At 73.8% G+C, this 16409-nt stretch carries 13 protein-coding genes, 2 tRNA genes and 1 riboswitch; of the genes, 4 read left to right on the top strand and 11 right to left on the bottom strand.

All coding sequences use genetic code 11. The annotated features are described in order from the left end of the window. Nucleotides 1-6: 6 nt before the first annotated feature. Nucleotides 7-2616, bottom strand: a complete 2610-nt coding sequence (locus QRT04_RS02215; protein WP_289453253.1) for a PKD domain-containing protein — start codon at nucleotides 2614-2616, stop codon at nucleotides 7-9. A 106-nt stretch (nucleotides 2617-2722) separates the two neighbouring features. Further along, entirely contained in the window at nucleotides 2723-3202 is a 480-nt protein-coding gene (locus QRT04_RS02210) for a YbaK/EbsC family protein (protein ID WP_289453252.1), read from the bottom strand. Between the two features lie 58 nt (nucleotides 3203-3260). On the opposite strand from QRT04_RS02210, the gene QRT04_RS02205 reads away from it, so the two are divergent. After that, the gene (locus QRT04_RS02205; protein ID WP_289453251.1) at nucleotides 3261-3959 is read left to right on the top strand and encodes an esterase/lipase family protein; all 699 of its coding nucleotides are present in this window, start codon (nucleotides 3261-3263) and stop codon (nucleotides 3957-3959) included. 4 nt (nucleotides 3960-3963) lie between these two features. Here the strand turns inward: QRT04_RS02205 and QRT04_RS02200 are convergent, their stop codons facing one another. Further along, nucleotides 3964-4785: an alpha/beta fold hydrolase gene (locus tag QRT04_RS02200; RefSeq protein WP_289453250.1), complete on the bottom strand. Its 822-nt coding sequence runs from the start codon at nucleotides 4783-4785 to the stop codon at nucleotides 3964-3966. Between the two features lie 144 nt (nucleotides 4786-4929). On the opposite strand from QRT04_RS02200, the gene QRT04_RS02195 reads away from it, so the two are divergent. Beyond that, on the top strand, nucleotides 4930-6024 hold the full coding sequence (locus tag QRT04_RS02195) for a TIGR03118 family protein (RefSeq protein WP_289453249.1): 1095 nt from the start codon (nucleotides 4930-4932) through the stop codon (nucleotides 6022-6024). Nucleotides 6025-6097: 73 nt separating this feature from the next. Here the strand turns inward: QRT04_RS02195 and QRT04_RS02190 are convergent, their stop codons facing one another. From QRT04_RS02190 to QRT04_RS02175, 4 genes are all read right to left on the bottom strand, one after another. After that, nucleotides 6098-6850 carry a class I SAM-dependent methyltransferase gene (locus QRT04_RS02190; RefSeq protein WP_289453248.1) on the bottom strand — a complete coding sequence of 251 codons (753 nt, stop codon included), beginning with the start codon at nucleotides 6848-6850 and terminating at the stop codon, nucleotides 6098-6100. 171 nt (nucleotides 6851-7021) lie between these two features. Then, on the bottom strand, nucleotides 7022-8569 hold the full coding sequence (locus QRT04_RS02185) for a hypothetical protein (RefSeq protein WP_289453247.1): 1548 nt from the start codon (nucleotides 8567-8569) through the stop codon (nucleotides 7022-7024). Between the two features lie 555 nt (nucleotides 8570-9124). Then, nucleotides 9125-9197 (bottom strand) — tRNA-Asn (locus QRT04_RS02180). A gap of 49 nt (nucleotides 9198-9246) precedes the next feature. Further along, nucleotides 9247-9753 (bottom strand): hypothetical protein, encoded by a 507-nt coding sequence (locus QRT04_RS02175; protein ID WP_289453246.1) that lies wholly within the window; start codon nucleotides 9751-9753, stop codon nucleotides 9247-9249. A gap of 113 nt (nucleotides 9754-9866) precedes the next feature. Between QRT04_RS02175 and QRT04_RS02170 the strand changes: the two genes are divergently transcribed. Then, nucleotides 9867-9940: transfer RNA gene (locus QRT04_RS02170), tRNA-Ile, on the top strand. A gap of 13 nt (nucleotides 9941-9953) precedes the next feature. Here the strand turns inward: QRT04_RS02170 and QRT04_RS02165 are convergent. Further along, complete coding sequence (locus QRT04_RS02165; protein ID WP_289453245.1) at nucleotides 9954-12185, bottom strand: MMPL family transporter; 2232 nt, start codon at nucleotides 12183-12185, stop codon at nucleotides 9954-9956. Between the two features lie 388 nt (nucleotides 12186-12573). Beyond that, nucleotides 12574-12648, top strand: a riboswitch (cyclic di-GMP riboswitch). Nucleotides 12649-12664: 16 nt separating this feature from the next. On the opposite strand from QRT04_RS02165, the gene QRT04_RS02160 reads away from it, so the two are divergent. Further along, nucleotides 12665-12883, top strand: coding sequence for a BldC family transcriptional regulator (locus tag QRT04_RS02160; protein ID WP_289453244.1), 219 nt, complete (start codon nucleotides 12665-12667; stop codon nucleotides 12881-12883). 114 nt (nucleotides 12884-12997) lie between these two features. Here the strand turns inward: QRT04_RS02160 and QRT04_RS02155 are convergent, their stop codons facing one another. Genes QRT04_RS02155 through QRT04_RS02145 form a run of 3 tightly spaced genes read right to left on the bottom strand, consistent with a single transcriptional unit; the run spans nucleotide 12998 to nucleotide 16374 of the window. Next, nucleotides 12998-13537: a TetR/AcrR family transcriptional regulator gene (locus QRT04_RS02155; protein ID WP_289453243.1), complete on the bottom strand. Its 540-nt coding sequence runs from the start codon at nucleotides 13535-13537 to the stop codon at nucleotides 12998-13000. Nucleotides 13538-13545: 8 nt separating this feature from the next. Beyond that, on the bottom strand, nucleotides 13546-15606 hold the full coding sequence (locus QRT04_RS02150) for a YhgE/Pip domain-containing protein (RefSeq protein WP_289453242.1): 2061 nt from the start codon (nucleotides 15604-15606) through the stop codon (nucleotides 13546-13548). A 9-nt stretch (nucleotides 15607-15615) separates the two neighbouring features. Continuing rightward, complete coding sequence (locus QRT04_RS02145) at nucleotides 15616-16374, bottom strand: ATP-binding cassette domain-containing protein (protein WP_289453241.1); 759 nt, start codon at nucleotides 16372-16374, stop codon at nucleotides 15616-15618. Between the last annotated feature and the right edge of the window lie 35 nt (nucleotides 16375-16409).

Below are 16409 nucleotides of genomic sequence, written 5' to 3'. Positions count from 1 at the left end.
CTGCCGTCAGTTCAGCGCGGTCGCCGTCAGCGCGCCCCACGCCATGGTCAGCGGACCGTTGGCCGAGCCCGAGCTGAGGTAGCCGAGCACCTTGAGCGACCCCGCCGTCTGGAGCGCGGCGGTCGTGTCCGTCGTCGTGGTGGTCCACGTCGTCGGCTCGGCGGTGCCGTCCTTCCACGCCTTGGCGCGCAAGGTCGTCGTCCCGGTGCCCTGCACCTGGAGCCGCAGGTGGTACGCGGTTCCCGGCGCCAGCGTGCCGGGCAGGTTGACGGCCGTGAGTGCGGTCCCCGAGCGCGTGATGCTCGCCTGGACCGTGCCGCCCGCCGCGAGCTTGAGCCGCACCGCGTAGTCGTTGGACCCGACGACGCGGCCCGACAGCGCGAGGTACGCGGTGACGTCGGGCTGCCGGTCGACGGCGACCGTCGCGCCGACGTCGACCGCGGTGGACGAGACCGAGCCCAGCGCGGCAGTCATGGTCGATCCGGTCGGGACCACGACACGGCCGGCACCACCGGAGACGGAGTACCTCGACGCGGTGCCGGTGAGCGTCCAGGCACCGCCGACGTCCGCGCTGCCCCACCCGTTCGCGACCGTGCGCGCGAAGGCGTCCGACGCGACGGTGGAGGTGGGCGGCGGCGCGGTCACCGACACCTGCTGCGTCGCCGTCCCGGTCGCGCCGTCGTCGTCGGTGACCGTGAGCGTCACCGGGTACGTACCCGTCGCGGCGTACGTGTGGCTGGCGGTCGAGCCGGTGGCGGTGCCCCCGTCGCCGAACGTCCAGGACCAGCTCGCGACGGTCCCGTCCGGGTCGTGCGACGCGGTGCCGTCGACGGCGAGCGCGAGACCGCTCGCCGTCGGCGTGAACGCGGCGACGGGCGGCTGGTTCGGCGGCGGCGGTGGCGGCGCGCCACCGACCGGCACGGCCGAGACGTCGTCCCAGGACGCGGTGAGCGCGCCGCCGGTCGCGGAGCTGCTCAGGTAGGTGGACAGCCGGATCCCGCCCGGGGCCTGCAGCGCGGCCGTCGAGTCCGTCGCGGTGTACTGCCACGCCGACGGCTCGGTCGTGCCGTCGAGCCACGCCTTGGTGCGGATCGTGGTGGGCGACGTGCCGTCGACCTGCACGCGGACGTGCAGCCGCGTGCCGGCGGCGAGCGTGACCCCGGCGACCGCACCGCCGCCGATCACGGTGCCCGACCGTTCGGGCGCGAGCTGGATCGTCCCGTTCGGGCTGATCCGCAGCCGCGCGCCGTAGTCGTTCGTCGCGAGCAGCCGCGCCGAGACCGTCACGAACGAGGTCTGGTCCGGCACGCGGTCCAGCGCGAGCGTCGCGCTCAGGTCGGTCGAGGTGGACGAGACGGTCGCGAGCGTCGACGTCAGCGTCGAGCCCGGTGGCACCGCCTGCCGGCCGACGCCGCCCGCCACGCTGTACCTGGTCGACGTCCCCGCGAGCGACCACGGGCCGCCGGTCTGCGCCGAGCCCCACCCGGAGGTGACGGAGCGTTCGAAGTCATCCGACGCGACGGTCGTGGGCGGGGGCGGCGAGCCCGTGCCTCCCATGTCGTACGCCAGGGTGAACCGGCTGTCCGCGTCGGTCTCGAACTGGCCGAGCGTCGGCGAGTAGGTGTACGCCTCGATCGCGTTCTGGTCGGGCTGGAACGTGTAGTAGCGGAGCCAGCCGTCGCCGCCGTTCGCGCGGGCCTGGTAGTCGGACAGCGCCGAGAGCACGGGCCGGCCGCACGTGTTCGTGTCGGTGCGGCGCGCCTCGCCCTGGTCGCCGGAGTAGAAGTGGCCGTTGAGCACGAGGAAGATCTGGCAGCTCGTCGAGACGAGCTTGTTCCAGAGCGCCTGGCCCGAGTTGCCGATCCCGTCCTGGCGCAGCACCTGCGTCGACAGCGACCCGGTGAGGTCCAGGTAGCTGTGCGTGACGAGGATCGTGCGGCGGTCCGGGTACGCGGCGAGCACCCGCTTCGCCCAGTCGATCGCGTAGTCGGGCGGGTTGTACTCGAGGTTCAGCACGAGGAAGTCCATGCCGGCGGCCGAGAACAGCGAGTAGCTGTCGCCGTCACCGCGGTCGACCGGGTCCGGACCGAACTGGTTCTGGCCGAGGTAGCCGCCGTACGTCGCGGTCGACGGCGTCCACGTGAGCGACTGGTAGCGCGACGGCGGGAAGCGCTGCGCGAAGTGGCTCAGGCCGCCGCCCGTCAGCTCCATGTCGTGGTTGCCGGGCACCACCGAGCTCGGGACGCCGGCGGCGTCGAGCGTCGCCATGTACTGCGACGCGTTGCCCCAGTCATAGTCGCGGTCCTCCCACTCGACGAGGTCGCCGAGCTGCACGACGAACTGCGTGTTGAGGTCGGCCCGATGGTCGACGACCCACTGCGTCTGCGCGCCCATGATCCAGTAGTTCGTCGCGGACTTCGTGTACGACTGCGTGTCGGGCAGCGCGACGACCGTGAAGGCCGGCCGGGGGTCGTCGGCCCGCGCCTCGGGCGGGGGAGCGAGCAGCGCGCACGCGACAGCCAGGGCGGCGACCGCGGCTCCCGCGCCCGCGGTGCGGCGGTGCACCCACGAGCGGGAGGACCAGCGGGCTCTCGCGACACCGGGCAGCGCGCGCATGGCAGCTCCTCACAGGTGGCCCACATCCCACGCCCGTCCGCGACAAAGGTCAAGACCGGACAAGTCGGACACCTGGACCGCAGGGTGGAAACCCCTCGGAGCGGCGTCAGGCCGGTTCGACGGCCGTGGGCGTCCCGCGCGTGATCCGCACCAGCTCGTCGAACGTGGTCGGGAACACCGTGCGGGCGACACCCGCCGCCGCCCAGACCTCGTCGTACTGCGCGAGCGCGACGTCGACGAACGTCCGCACGGGCGCCGGGTGCCCGACGGGCGCGACGCCGCCGATCACCTGCCCCGTCGCGTCCTTGACGCGCTCCTTCGGTGCGCGCCCGAGCGTGCCGCCGAGGCGGGCGCCGAGCCAGTCGGTGTCGACGCGGTGCGCGCCGGACGTGAGCACCAGCACCGCCTCGTCGTCGAGCAGGAACACCAGGGAGTTCGCGATCTGCCCGACCTCGACGCCGAGAGCGTCGGCTGCGAGCTGGGCGGTCGTCACCGCGTCGTCGAGCCAACGCACGCGCGGCTCGACGCCGTGCTCCTGCAGCGCGGCCGTGACGAGCTCGACGGCGGGGTGGGTGGTGGGCGGCATGGCGCGATCGTAGGGCGCCCGAACCGCGGTCGCGGGCGCCCTGCGCGAGGATGTGCGCGTGCCGGACGACTCGCACGCCGCGCGACTCGCGTGGCGGCTCCGCGACTACGACGTGGCCGTGCGCTGGCAGACGGGCGCGCTGCTCCGCCGCGGCGCGCCCGGCGGGTGGGAGCGCCCGGAGCACCCGGTCGGTCCCGTGGTGGTGCTCGTCCCAGGCGTGTACGAGCGCTGGCTGTTCCTGCGGCCGGTCGCCGAGAGGCTGCACGCGCGTGGTGTGCGCGTCCACGTCGTCCCGGCGCTCGGTCGCAACGCCCGCCCGATCCCGGTCTCCGCGGCGTTGCTCGGTGCGTACCTCGTCTCGCGGGACCTGCACGACGTCGTGCTCGTGGCGCACAGCAAGGGCGGGCTCATCGGGAAGCTCGCGATGCTGCGGTACGACCCCGACGGCCGGATCGCGAGGATGGTCGCGGTGAACACGCCGTTCGACGGCTCGACGCTCGCGCGGTGGACGCTCAGCCCCGCGCTGCGGGCGTTCCGGCCCGCCCACCCCACCATTCGCGAGCTCGGTGCGGAGCTGGGAGTCAACGAGCGGATCGTCAACGTGCAGAGCCGATGGGACCCGCACGTGCCGGGCGGCAGCCGGCTGCCGGGGGCGGTCGACGTCGAGCTGGAGACGCCCGGGCACTTCCGGCCGCTCATGGACCCCCGGCTGGACGCCGTCCTCGCGGACGCGCTCGGCCTGCCGGCCAGCGGGTGACGGGTCAGCGTCGGGCGAGGTGGAGCACGCGCGTCAGCCCGGGCTCGTCCGGGTCGTCGACGATCGGGACGCCCGCGAGCCAGGACCGCACCACGTGCGCGAGCTCGCCGGGGTGGCTGAAGTTCATCGCGTGCGCGGCGCCCTCGACGAGCACGAACGACATCTGCCCGTCGGCCAGCCGCGCCAGCTCGGCGACCCGGCGCGGCTCGGGCATGAGCGGGTCGCGCGAGCCGATCACGGCCAGCGCGGGCACCTCGACCCCGAGGAACCGCTCGAGGGCAGGGAAGCGCGTCAGCTCGCTGAACAGCGAGAGCGCGTTGAGCGGCCCGAACCGCAGGTAGTCGGGCACCGCGCTGCGCGCCATGCGCGGGCTCTCGCGCAGGCCGTCACGGGCGAGCTGCGTGATGGCCCGCGCGAACGGCTGGTTGTGCACGCCGCCGGCGGGCGAGACGAGCACGAGCCGCTCGACGCGGTCCGGCGAGCTGTGCGCGAGCTCGAGCGCGACGGCGCAGCCCATCGAGTTGCCGAGCAGCACGACCTTCTCGTGCCCGAGCACGTCGAGCAGCTCCTCGAGCGCGCCGGCGAGCGCCGGGATGCCGAGCGTCTGCTCCCAGTCCTCGCTGCGGCCGTAGCCCGGCAGGTCGGGCACGAGGTTCTGCGCGGTGCCCACCAGTCGCTCCGCGGTCGGCATCAGCGAGCGCCCCGAGATCGCGAAGCCGTGGACGTGGACGATCGGCGTCGCGCCGTCGACGGCCGCGCTGGTCCGGACGAGCACACGGTGCCCGCGCAGCCGTACCCACCGATCGGTCCACGCGCCGGCTGCCATCGGGCGATCGTGGCAGAGCCGCGCCTCCGCGGCGAGGTCATGGCCGCAGGTCTCGCCCGCAGGGGGTGAACCGCGGCGGCCACGGCCTCGTGTGCCACCGAGGGGTACGCGTCTGCGGCCCCCGACCTCGAGGAGGCGCATGTCATGGTTGCCAGATCGACCTACATCGGAGCGTCCGCCGCTCTCGCGATGGCGCTGGGCGTGGCGGTCGCGGGTCCCGCGGCTGCGGCGGACAAGCCTCGGCCGCACACGTTCCAGCAGGTCAACCTCGTCTCGGACCAGCCGGGCGTCGCGGCGCTGGCCGACCCCGAGCTCGTCAACGCGTGGGGCATGTCGCGCGGACCGAACACGCCGGTCTGGGTCTCGGACAACGGTGCGGACGTCACGACGCTGTACCGCACCGACACGGCAGGTGCCCCCGTCACCAAGGTGCTGAGCGTCGCGATCCCCGGCGGCGCGCCCACGGGCCAGGTCTTCAACGACACGACCGCGTTCATGGTCCCCGGCACGGGCCAGGCGGCGCGGTTCATCTTCATCGGCGAGGACGGCGACCTGAGCGCGTGGAACGGCGGACCGTCCGCTGTCGCGGTGGGTCACACAGACGGCGCGGTCTACAAGGGGCTCGCGCTCGTGCACCCCGCGTCCGGCCCGATGCTGCTCGCGGCGAACTTCCACGACAACCGGATCGACGCCTTCGACGGGTCGTTCATGCCCGTCCCGACGCCCGGCATGTTCCACGACCCGTTCCTGCCCGCCGGGTACGCGCCGTTCAACGTCGCCGAGATCGACGGCCGCGTCGTCGTCACGTACGCGAAGCAGGACGCCGACCGCGAGGACGACGTCGCCGGTCCGGGCCACGGGTTCGTCGACGTGTTCTCCGAGCAGGGCGCGTTCCTGCACCGGTTCGCGACACGCGGCGTGCTCAACTCGCCGTGGGGCCTGACGATCGCCCCCGCGGCGTTCGGCCGGTTCGCCGGGGACCTCCTGATCGGCAACTTCGGCGACGGGCGCATCCACGCCTTCGACGCGCGCACCGGTCACCTCGAGGGGACCCTGCGGGGGACGAACGGCAAGCCGCTCGCGATCGACGGTCTGTGGGGCCTCACGGTGGGTGACGCCGTCGCCGGCGGCGCCGACTCCGTGTGGTTCAGCGCAGGTCCGAACGGCGAGCAGCACGGTCTGCTCGGCCTGCTGAAGGCCGCGCCGGAGAAGCACCACCACCATCACCACGGTCGGTGACGGTCCTCGCTGACGAAGGATGACGCGAGGTCCCGACCACGGCCCGACGACGGGTGTGGTCGGGACCTCGTCGTCAACCGCGCGCTCGTGCCTCGATCAGGTGGCGCGTCGAGTGCGCGACCAGCGGCTCACCCCTGCGCAGCTGCGCGTCCAGCTGGCGCAAGGTGCCGTCGTACCGGTCGACGGAGAAGTCGGGCACCCACCACACGCACTTGCGCAGCAGCCAGACGACGGCCCCCACGTCGTGCAGCTCCATGCGCAGCCGCGCCCGGCGAAGGTCGGTGACCACCAGACCGGCGCGCTCGGCGGCAGCCGCCTCGTCGCCCGGCTCGCGCGCGGCCGGGCCGTCGAGCGGGCCGACGAACCTCTCGATCAGCTCGAACGCCGATCTCGGCCCGACGTGCTGCGCGAGGTAGGTGCCGCCCGGTCGGAGCACGCGACGGATCTCGGGCCAGTCCGGTGCGACCGGGTGCCGTGAGGTGACGAGCTCGAACGACGCGTCGGGGAAGGGCAGCCGGGCACCCGCCAGGGTGTCCGCAACCTCCACGCCGCGCGGACCGAGGAGCGCGCGGGCGCGCCGCGCGTTGGGCTGCCACCCCTCGGTGACCACCATCCGGGCCGGCAGCAGCGGCGCCTCGGCCACGACCTCTCCGCCGCCGGTGTCGATGTCGAGCGCGGAGGCGACCTGCGCGAGCCGTGCGCCGAGCAGCCGCGCGTAGCCCCACGGCGGCCGCTCCTCCGAGGCGCGTCCCTCGAGCCAGCCGAAACCCCACCCGCTGACGTCGGCCGTCGCGGCCTCCGCCACGAGCTCCTCGAACGATCGCACCGTCGCACCCTCACATCACCACGGCTGCGCACACCAGCCGAGACGTTCCCGCCGAGGCGAGCTCGGTGACACTGACATCGTGCGCGGCGCGCGGGGCCGGCCGGTGCCATGCTCTGAGCCGGCTGGGCTCGGGCCGGACGTGAGCTGGGACGACTCCCGTCGGGCCGGCGCTCAGCTGTGTCGCCAGTACCCCACGTAGACGTTGCCGTTCCCGTTGAAGAAGCTCCCGAACCCGATCTTGAGCGCGCCGCCTGCGCCGTTCTGGTCGTAACGCTTGCCGTTGTACCAGATGGCGACGTGCCCGGCGGTGTTGATGCTGCCGTCGCGCAGCTTCGTCTGCGACCACACCAGGACATCCCCGTTCTGGAAGCTCTGGTCGGTGTGCCACACCCACCCGTGGCTCGCGAAGAAGTTCCCACCGGTGCGGCCGGCCTGGTAGTCCACGGCGTTCCCGATGGCGCCGGGAGGCGTTCCCCACACCGAGCCGAGGTAGTCCTTGATCAGCGCCACGCACTGCCCGGTGCCGACCTGAGTACCCGCCGGGTGCGCGGCGACGTACGCGTCGAGCTTCGACGCGCCAGCCCCGCCGCCCGCGGGGGTGCAGTCCGGCTCGCCAGGCACGAGACCGTTCGTGCCGGTGAGGAAGTCCGCGTCTGGCACCCAGTCCCCGCCGAGGAGCCGGTGCCACGTGTAGTCGTATGCCGAGGAGTACGCGCCCTTGACGCCTTGCCCGCTCGTGGTGCCGCACACGATGGGCACACGGGTGTTGGGCGGGTACACCTTGAACAACGTGCTGTTCAGCGTCGGCCCCGACTGGCTCTGCGTGCCGGGCGTGCTGCCGGATTTCGCGTTCGCTCCGACGGTGATCCACCGCACGACGGCCCTCGTCCAGATCGGTGTCGCGCCGCTGTAGAGCACCAGGTTGCCGTCGTCCTGGACGAGCAAGCTCACCCCTGCGCCGTACCCGTCGGTTCCTGACCCCCACCGGGCGGTACCGGCGGCGGAGTAGATCACCAGGTTGCCGTCGGACTGCATGACCACGTGATCGCCACCGGCGGAAGCCGCTGCGACCCAGACCACCCCGGTCGGCCCCGACAGGACGAGGTTCCCGTCGGCTTGCATCACGAGGCCGTACGCACCGTTCGCGGACCGCAGCCACTTGTCCGCGCCGAGCACCTCACCGTTGAGCAGCTGGTCGGGCGCGGTGACGGTGACCGAGGCGGACGTGACTGCCTTGGTGGCGTATCCGGCTCGAGCGCCCGTGACGCGCACAGCCAGTGCCGCGAACTCATCGGCGAAGGTCAACGCGTACGTCTTGGCGGTCGCGCCGGCGACTGCGACGCCGTTGCGCAGCCACTGGTACTTCGGGGTGACGGTCGGGTTCCACGTCCCGGGGTTGGCGGTCAGCGTCCCGTGCACGGTCGCGGTGCCGGAGACCGTGGGCTTCGACGCCGAGGCGAACGTCGCGAGCTTGACCGCAGCGGTGGCTTTGCTGGTCCTCGCGGCGCTTTTGTACCCCGCCTTCTTGCCGGTGACCTTCACCGTGATCTTCTTGCCCGCATCGGCCGGCGCGAGCTTGTAGGTGCTCTTCGTCGCCCCCGAGATGGCGACGCCGGACCGCTTCCACTGGTACGTGAGCTTGACCGGCGCGGGCTTCCACTTGCCGGCGTGCGCGGTCAGCGTCTTGCCGACCTGCACCGTGCCGGTCACGGTCGGCACTGGCCTGGCTGTGAGCGTCTTCGTAGATGCCGCGTCAGCCGGTGCCCCGACGACGAGCACCAGCGTCAAGACCGCCGCGAGAACCACAGCGACGCGCCGCAACATCACGCGAACAGCACGGGCAGAGACCATCACGCACCCCAACGTCACGTTGGCGGAGCGGAGCGCGCCGCACGGCGGGAGCGTAGCGACGGCAGCCGGTCGAAGTCCGACAAACCGCCTGAAGTTCGCCCGTCCGAGTGGCGGCCGGCGCGGTGCCGGCCAGACCGAAGGCGGGGGCGCTTGGCACCAGGTGGGCGACACCGCCGGGTGTCCCGAGCCGGAGCTGCGCGCTGCCGGCGCGGCGCGACGTCGCCCCGGCGCGGTGGCACCAGATCGTCGCGAGGTGGTCGAGCAGCTCGGGCCCGAGGCTCGAGCCAGCGGCTTGCCGACGAGGCGCGTCGACAGGGGCGTTCGCCTTGCATAGTCGTCGGTCAAACGTCGACCGCTACCATGAAGCGGAGATGGTGAAGGGCCCCTCACCGGGCGTTTCCGCAGGTGAGGGGCCCTCTTCTGCTCCCCCGACTGGACTCGAACCAGTAACCCTTCGATTAACAGTCGAATGCTCTGCCAATTGAGCTACGGGGGATCGCAACGGGGAGAAACTCTAGCAGCCGCCCAGGGGTGCCTTTGACGGCCTAGCGTCGCAGCCCGGCCGCCTCGCGCACCTCGCCCTCAGCAGCCTCGACGCGGGCGAGCGTCGCCGGGTCCGACAGGTCCACGCCCGCGTCGCCGACCACCTGCGTGAACAGGGCACCGTCCTCGTCGCGCCGCAGCGCGACCCGCAGGGGAGCCCGCCCACCGCCGAGCTCGACGGACACGGCGTGCACCACGGACGCCTGCACGCGCTCGCGGAACATCTGCGTGAACGCGACCGACGAGCGCTCGTCGCCGAGCACGAGAACGTCGCCCTCGCCCGACACCCAGCGCACCGTGAGCGCACGCGACTCCGGGTCGAGCGAGCCGCGGTCGACGTCGCACCACGCGTCACGGCGCACCGCGTCGTCGGTCAGGACGAAGAACGCGCGGCGGCTGACGACGGCTCGCCGCCCGTCGGCGAGCCGGACGGCGGCGAGCACCCGGTCGTCGCTCAGGTCGAGCCGCGCCCGGTCGGTGGCGGCCAGGTGGCGGGAGGTCACGGGCACCCGCTCACGGTACCCGCGGCTCCGGACGCCCCAGGCCAGGCGCCGCCGACCGGTGTCGTCGACGGCGCCTGGCCTCGGTGCGCGGGGTCCCGCGGGTACGCTGACCGCGCCCCGGGGCAGTAGCTCAGCCGGTCAGAGCAGCGGACTCATAATCCGTGGGTCGTGGGTTCAAGCCCCACCTGCCCCACCCGTCGGCGCGGTCACCCGCGCACCCCCGCGAGCTCGAGAACCTCGTCGGTCGCCGGCGCCGCGCGGCGCGACAGCGAGCCGGGCCACCAGACCCGCTCGCCGAGCAGCGCGATCGCCGCCGGCAGCAGCACGGTCCGGACCACGAGGGCGTCGACCAGCACGGCGGCCGCGAGACCGACGCCGAGCTGCTTCATCTCGGTCATGTGCAGCGCCGCGAAGATCGCGAACACCGACACCATGATCAGCGCGGCACTCGTCACCGTGCCCGCCGACCGCAGGACGCCGGCCCGGACCGCGTCGCGGGTCGAGAGGCCGGCCGCGGCCGCCTCGCGGATCCGGCTGACGACGAACACGTGGTAGTCCATCGACAGCCCGAACAGCACCGCGAACGTGAACAGCGGGATCCACGAGATGATCGCGCCGGTCGAGCGGAAGTCGAGCAGCCCCTCGGCCCACGTGTGCTGGAAGACGAGCACCAGCACGCCGAACGCGGCCCCGGCGGACAGCAGGTTCGCCACCGCCGTGACGACCGCGAGCCAGACCGACCGGAAGATGCTCGCCATCAGCACCATCGTCACGAGCACGACGAACGCGACGACCCACGGCAGGTGGTCGGCGAGGTGGCGCGACTCGTCGAGGTTCGTCGCGGTGTCGCCGCCGACGGACCACGTCGCACCGCCGACCGGGTCGAGGTACGTGGGCAGCAGCTGGTCGCGCAGCTCGTCGAGACCCTGGCGCGCCGAGGGCGAGTCGGGGTCGAACGGCGCGGCGAGCGCGAGCGCGTGCACCGTGCGGTCCGACGAGGCCCGCACCTCGGCTGCGCCCGTCGCCCCCTGCGCGAACAGCGGGTCCGTCGCGACGTGCCGCTCGAGCGCGGCGAGCGAGGTCTCGACGTCGGACGCGCGCGACGCGGGCGCCTCGACGACCACGACGTGCTGCGTCTGCTCGCCGGGGAACGCTGCAGCGAGGCGGTCCAGCGTGCGCACCTCGGCGATCGACCGGGGCAGCGTCTCGGCGGAGCCGGTCTGGAGCTTCAGCGCGAGAGCCGGCGCGGCGAGCGCGAGCAGTGCGACGACGGTGACGACGAGCGTGCGGCCGGGGCGGGCGAGCACGCCGCGCAGCACGGCCGACCAGAGGCGGGACTCGCGCCCGTCGGCACGCGCCGAGAGCCGCCAGACGATCGGCACGCGCGGGCGGTCGATGCGGGGGCCGAGCAGCACGAGGAACGCGGGCAGCACCGTCAGGGACCCGATGACGGCCACCGCGACGACGAAGATCGCGCCGGCAGCGAGGGACGAGAACACCGGCTGGTCCGCGACGAACAGCCCGAGCATCGACACGATCACGGCGACCCCGGACACGAGCACCGAGTGGCCGGACGTCTCGGCCGCGATCTCGACGGCCGACAGCGTGTCCCGGCCCGCCGCGCGCTCCTCGCGCGCTCGTCGGACGTAGAACAGGGAGTAGTCGACGCCGACGGCCATGCCGATGAGCAGGATCATGCTCGACGTCGTCCCGGAGTCGGGGATCAGGTGCGACGCGAGCTGGCTGAGGCCAGTCGCCGCCGCGACCGACGAGAGGGCGAGCAGCACGGGGACGCCGGCCGCGAGGAGCGCGCCGAACGCGACGAGCAGGATCGCGAGCGTCACGGGCAGGCTGATCGTCGCAGCGGCCGAGAGGTCGGACCCGACCTGCGCGTTGATGGCGTCGTCCAGCGAGGCGCCGCCGACCTGTTCGACGCGCAGCTGGGGGAACGCGCGCTGCGTGGCTGCCGTCGCGTCGAGCAGCGGCTGCACGCGGTCGCTCGCCGTGGCGGGGTCGCCCGCGAGCGTCGCCTGCACCAGCACGGCCGAGCCGTCGGGAGCGACGACCGCCCTGTCGATCTTCGTGATGCCCGACAGCGCCGCGAGCCGCTCGGTGACGTCCTTCGCCGCGGCGCGGGCGGCGGTGACGTCCAGTCTCTGGCCCTCGCGCGCCGTGACGAGCACGTCCTCGGTGCTCGCGTCCTCGAGGCCCGCGTCGTGCAGCGCGTGCGCGGCGTGCCCCGAGCCGCCGACACCCTGGTCCACGTCGGCCAGCGAGCGCATGCCGGCGAGCTGACCCGCGGCGAGGCTGGCGGCGACGAGGACGATCCAGAGGGTGATCGCGCGCCACGGGTGCTCCGCGCTCCAGCGTGCGACGCGCACGGTCGCGGGGCGCCGCTCGGCGCGCGTGGTCCGTATGGTGCCCGGCCGGTCGGTCATGAGGTCCTCCGTGGTCGGTCGGCCCGCTGACCGGGCCGTACACCAGGACGCTCCCGTGCCGGGCGGGCGGGGCGCACTGGGCCTGACCCCCCAACCCGTGGTCGAGGTAGCACTACCCCGGGATGGGGGAGAGCCGACCCGCCCGGCGCGCGAACGCGGGCGGACCTGCGCCGTCACCCGTCCGGCGGCATCACGCGCGCTCGGGGCAAGTGATCTGTGTCACAGGTCGAGACGACCCGTCGTCAAAGTGTTGGACGCGCGTCCAGGTAACGCCGCAGGTCAGGGAGTCTCGTCCCGTTCCGTCCGGTTGAAAATCACCCGTTTGCACCCGAAACGTGCGACGCGAGGTTCTTGCACAGATGTCCAGGTTCCGACATAGTTCAGGAGTCAGCGAAAACGGCAAACCCGCCGCAAGGTGGGGACGCAAAGCCACGGGGCCCACAGGGTCAGCCGAGCTACCGAACGACAGGAGAAGGATCATGGCGCTCGACGCCCCCCAGGCCCCGCTCTCGCAGGGCGCTCTGCTCACCCCCGGCGAGGTCGCCGTCCTCTTCCGCGTCGACCCGAAGACGGTCACGCGCTGGGCGCAGGCCGGCAAGCTCTCGGCCGTGCGGACCCTCGGTGGTCACCGCCGGTTCCACGAGTCCGAGGTCCGCGCTCTGCTCACGGGCATCCCGCAGCAGCGCACGGGCGAGTGACCTCCGCCTGACGACTCCACGAGGCCCGGTCCGCAGCGATGCGAACCGGGCCTCGCGTCATGTCCGACAGCTCCGGCGCGCCGCGCACGCACCCGGCCGCGACCGCCGGCCCGCTCAGCGCACCGTGGCCAGCACCGCCTCCCGCACGTCGGCGAGCGAGCGCTCCGGCTGGAACACGAGCCAGTCGAGCCCCGCGACGAGTGTCGCGCCGAACAGACCGGCCGCGGTCAGGCTCGCGTCGCGCTCCGGCCACGCGCTCGCCACGACGGCGGCGAACGTGCCCATCGCGTCCTCGCGCAGCTGCCGGATCGAGTCCTGCCACGTGCGGCCCGTCCGGAACGCCTCGGCGACCGCGAGCCGTGCGAAGTCGGGGTGCGCCTGCACCTGCGCGAGCAGCTCGCCGACCAGCGCCTCGATCGCGGCGCGCCCCTCGAGGCCCGCGGCGGCTGCGCGCAGCGCGGCGGTGAGCCGTCCGACGCCCTCGGCGATGATCGCCTCGAACAGCGCCTCCTTGCTGCCGAAGTTGTAGAACACGCTGCCCTTGGCGACGCCCGCGGCGGCGGCGATGTCGTCGACGGAGGTCGCCGCGACGCCGCGGTCCGCGACGAGAGCGAGGGCCGCGTCGACGATGTGCTGGCGCGTGCTGCTGGCCATGGTCGTCCTCAGATCGACAGCGACGGGTGGAGGCGGCCGATGGTCCACGTCCGCATCCGCGCAGCCTTCCACGACGTGACCGCGAGCGAGGCCACGAGCATGACGACGAGCACGGCGGCGCCCGTCCAGAGCCGCGCGTCGGCGGTGCCGGTGATCAGGTCGCGCAGCCCCTGGACCGCGTACGTCATGGGCAGGTACGGGTGCAGCGCACGGAAGAAGGCCGGCGTCGTCTCGACCGGGTAGGTGCCGCTCGCGGAGGTGAGCTGCAGCATCAGCAGTGCGATCGTCGCGACCTTGCCCGCCGCCGAGCCGAGCACGGCGATGAGCATCTGCTGCACCGCCAGGAACGTCGCGGCGACCAGCACGAGGAACGCCACCGTGCCCACGGGGTTCGCGACGTGCAGGCCGAGCGCGAGCACGACGACCCCGAGCAGCAGCGCGACCTGCCCGACGCCGATCGCCGCCGCGGGCAGGTAGCCGGCGAGCGCCGCGCGCCAGCCGGCCGCCGGGGTGGCGAGCGCCCGGCTCGGCAGCGGCCGCAGCAGCAGCCACGTGATGATGCCCCCGACGAACAGCGCGAGCGGCAGGAACAGCGGCGCGAACCCCTCGCCGAGGCCGTGGGCGCGCGCGAGCGACGTCGAGTCGAGCGTGACGGGGTCGGAGATGGCGGCTGCCCGCGCCGAGCGCTGCGCGGCGGTGTCGTCCGGCAGCTGCGCCGCGCCGTCGTGCAGCGCGTCGGCGAGCGTCGTGCCCCCCGCGCTGAGGTGGTCCGCGCCCGACGCCGCCTGGTCCGCGCCGGTCGCGAGCGACGCGGTGCCCGTCGCGAGTGCCCGCGCGCCGGTGTGCAGCCCGTGGACACCAGAGGCGAGCTCGCCGGCGCCGTCCGCGAGGCGCGACGCGCCGTCCGACGCGGTCGACGCGCCCGACGCGAGGGTCCGCGTCGACGTCGCGAGCCTCCCCGTCCCGCGCTCGAGCGCCGCCGCGCCGTCCGACGCGGCCGAGGCGCCCGCGTCGAGCTCCCCGAGTCGTTCCCGGGCGCCGGCGAGCGCCGCCGTGTCGGGCAGCTCGGCCGTCACCTTCTGCAGGCCGCCGAGCAGCGCCGTCGCTTGGGCGTCGCCCGTGGCGGCGCGCGCGGCCAGGTACCGACCGACGTCCCCGAGGCCCGCGGTCAGGTCCTGCTGCGCGACGGACCAGTCGTCGGCCAGCGCGTCGACCTCTCCGACGGTCTCGTGGACGCCGGCGGCGACCTGGGCGGTCCCGTCCGCGAGGCGGCCTGCGGCCGCCTGCACGTCGCCGGCACCGCCGGCCACGGCGGACGCGCCGTCCGCGAGCTGCGCGGTCCCGGTGGAGAGGTCGTCGGCCTTCGCCGCGAGCGTGGCCGCGCCGTCGTCCGCCTTCGCCGCGCCGGCCGCGATCGTCGCTGCGCCGTCGTGCGCCGCGGCGGCGCCGGACGCGACCTGGCGCAGGCCGTCTCCGAGCGTGTCCGCCGCGTCCGCGAGCCGCACCGCGCCGTCGCTCGCGTCCGCCATGCCGTCGCGTGCCTTGCCGAGACCCACGAGGACCCGGTCCACCGCCTGCTCGCCGGCCGTCACCGCGACCGCGTCGCGCACCTCTTGCATGGCGCTGCGACCCAGCGTCGTGGCGAGGTAGGAGTTGGCGTCGTCGTAGGTGACCTCGAGCCGCGCCGAGCGCGGGGCGTCCCCGCCGGCGGACGCGAGCGCGGACGAGAAGTCCGCGGGGACCGTCACCGCGAAGTAGTAGTCGCCGGCGCGGACGCCGTCGCTCGCACGCGCCGCCGGGACCTCGGCCCAGTCGAGGTCGCCGGACGCGACGAGCCGCTCGACGACGTCGTGACCCGCGTGCAGCGGCTCGCCCTGGACGGTCGCGCCGCGGTCGAGGTCGACGAGGGCGACCGGCAGCCGGTCGAGGTGCTGCGTGGGGTTCCAGAACGCCCACAGGTACAGCGCGCCGTAGAGGAGCGGGATGCCGAGCATCACGACGACGGCGAGCTTGGGCAGCGTGCCGCGGCGGAAGCGACGGAGCTCGGTGCCGGAGGTCAGGGAGAGCATGGCGGTCCTTCAGGAAGCGGGGGCGACGGCGACGACCCGGACGACGGGCGTCGCGTCGCGGGCCGTGTCGAACGACGAGGTCGCGGCGACCACGGTCGTGCCGGTCTCGGCGAGGTGGGAGAGGTGGCGCCACACGACCGCGCGCCGTGCGGGGTCCTGCACGCGGTCGACGTCGTCGACGACGAGCAGGCGGGGGCGCTGCGCCATCGCGAGCGCGATCCGGAGCAGCAGCGCGTCGACCTCGTCGAGGTGCCAGACGACGGTCGAGGCGGCGGGCACCGCACGCGTCCCGAAGACGGGCGCGAGCACCCCGTCCACGGTGGCCTGGTCGGCACGCGGCACGCGGCGGTACCAGGGCGAGAGCCAACCGATCCGCTCACGGACGTGCGCGGCGACGGTCACCGAGTCGTCGAGGTCGTCGATCCCGCTGAACCCCGCGACCGCGACGCGACGCTGGACCTCGCGGCGCGCGTGGGGGAGCGGCCGGCCGAGGACCGTCAGCGACGAGCCGCGGTCGGGCACCATGCGGCCCGCGAGCGTGAGCAGGAGGCTCGTCCGGCCGGCGCCCTGCGGGCCGTGCAGGACGGTCAGCGTGCCGGCCGGCACGTCGAGGTCGACCGGCCCGTAGACGGTGCCGCGCTCGCCGTGCAGCGCGAGGCGGCGCGCGACCACGACCGGCGCCGGGCGTTCGAGTGGCTCGTCGGTGGGGGCCGCAGGCTGCGGCGTGTGGTCGACGTCCGAGTGGGCGGGGCGTTCCGTGAGGGTCACAGCATCTCCAAACTGACCAGTCAGTACAAATACTA

The sequence above is a fragment of the Cellulomonas alba genome, from assembly GCF_030362835.1.
Taxonomy (GTDB): Bacteria; Actinomycetota; Actinomycetes; order Actinomycetales; family Cellulomonadaceae; genus Cellulomonas; species Cellulomonas alba.
This window is presented reverse-complemented; position numbering and strand designations above follow the sequence as displayed.

Excerpts from the sequence above, each read along its gene's own strand:
- QRT04_RS02155 (WP_289453243.1), bottom strand. The coding sequence starts at position 13,537 with ATGGCCAGCAGCACGCGCCAGCACATCGTCGACGCGGCCCTCGCTCTC.
- QRT04_RS02210 (WP_289453252.1), bottom strand. The coding sequence starts at position 3,202 with ATGCCGCCCACCACCCACCCCGCCGTCGAGCTCGTCACGGCCGCGCTG.
- QRT04_RS02165 (WP_289453245.1), bottom strand. The coding sequence starts at position 12,185 with ATGACCGACCGGCCGGGCACCATACGGACCACGCGCGCCGAGCGGCGC.
- QRT04_RS02215 (WP_289453253.1), bottom strand. The coding sequence starts at position 2,616 with ATGCGCGCGCTGCCCGGTGTCGCGAGAGCCCGCTGGTCCTCCCGCTCG.
- QRT04_RS02150 (WP_289453242.1), bottom strand. The coding sequence starts at position 15,606 with ATGCTCTCCCTGACCTCCGGCACCGAGCTCCGTCGCTTCCGCCGCGGC.
- QRT04_RS02160 (WP_289453244.1), top strand. The coding sequence starts at position 12,665 with ATGGCGCTCGACGCCCCCCAGGCCCCGCTCTCGCAGGGCGCTCTGCTC.
- QRT04_RS02195 (WP_289453249.1), top strand. The coding sequence starts at position 4,930 with ATGGTTGCCAGATCGACCTACATCGGAGCGTCCGCCGCTCTCGCGATG.
- QRT04_RS02200 (WP_289453250.1), bottom strand. The coding sequence starts at position 4,785 with ATGGCAGCCGGCGCGTGGACCGATCGGTGGGTACGGCTGCGCGGGCAC.